Here is a 1,046-nt window from a genome sequence, read left to right on the forward strand (position 1 = left end):
CCGAAGCGCTGGCCGCCGAACTGGGCCTTACCGCCGAGCGGCTGCTGGGTGATCATGGAGTACGGGCCGGTCGACCGGGCGTGGATCTTGTCGTCGACCAGGTGCAGCAGCTTGAGGATGTAGATGTAGCCGACCGCGATCGGGTACGGGAACGGCTCGCCGGAACGGCCGTCGAACAGCCGGGCCTTACCGGTCGGCTGCACCATGCGGTCGCCGTCGCGGTTGGCGATGGTGTTGCCGAGCAGACCGACGATCTCCTCCTCGTGGGCGCCGTCGAAGACCGGGGTGGCCATGTTGGTGCGCGGGGCGACCTGCTCGAAGCCCTTGTCACGCAGCCGCTCGGCCCAGGCCTCCTGGATGCCGGAGATGTCCCACCCGCGTGCGGCGATCCACCCGAGGTGGGTCTCCAGCACCTGGCCGACGTTCATCCGGCCGGGCACGCCCAGGGGGTTGAGGATGATGTCGACCGGGGTGCCGTCCTCCAGGAACGGCATGTCCTCGACCGGCAGGATCTTGGAGATGACGCCCTTGTTGCCGTGCCGGCCGGCCAGCTTGTCACCGTCGGTGATCTTACGCTTCTGCGCGACGAGCACGCGGACCAGCACGTTCACCCCAGGCGGCAGCTCGTCCCCCTCGTCGCGGCTGAACACCTGCGTGTGGATCACCCGGCCCTGCTCGCCGTGCGGCACCTTCAGCGAGGTGTCGCGGACCTCGCGGGCCTTCTCACCGAAGATGGCGCGCAGCAGCCGCTCCTCCGGGGTCAGCTCGGTCTCGCCCTTCGGGGTGACCTTGCCGACCAGGATGTCGCCGGGCACGACCTCGGCGCCGATCCGGATGATGCCGCGCTCGTCGAGGTCGGCCAGGACCTCTTCTGACACGTTCGGGATGTCGCGGGTGATCTCCTCGGGGCCCAGCTTGGTGTCGCGGGCGTCGACCTCGTGCTCCTCGATGTGGATCGAGGACAGGACGTCGTCCTGCACCAGCCGCTGGGACAGGATGATCGCGTCTTCGTAGTTGTGACCCTCCCACGGCATGAACGCGACCAG

Annotated in this window: 1 pseudogene; it reads right to left on the bottom strand. The window is 68.5% G+C overall.

The window, feature by feature from the left end:
* Positions 1-1,046 (bottom strand): annotated as a pseudogene (locus tag FXF51_RS60220) (DNA-directed RNA polymerase subunit beta); the annotation flags it as partial.

The organism is Nonomuraea sp. PA05, from assembly GCF_008086045.1.
In the GTDB taxonomy this organism is placed as follows: domain Bacteria; phylum Actinomycetota; class Actinomycetes; order Streptosporangiales; family Streptosporangiaceae; genus Nonomuraea; species Nonomuraea monospora.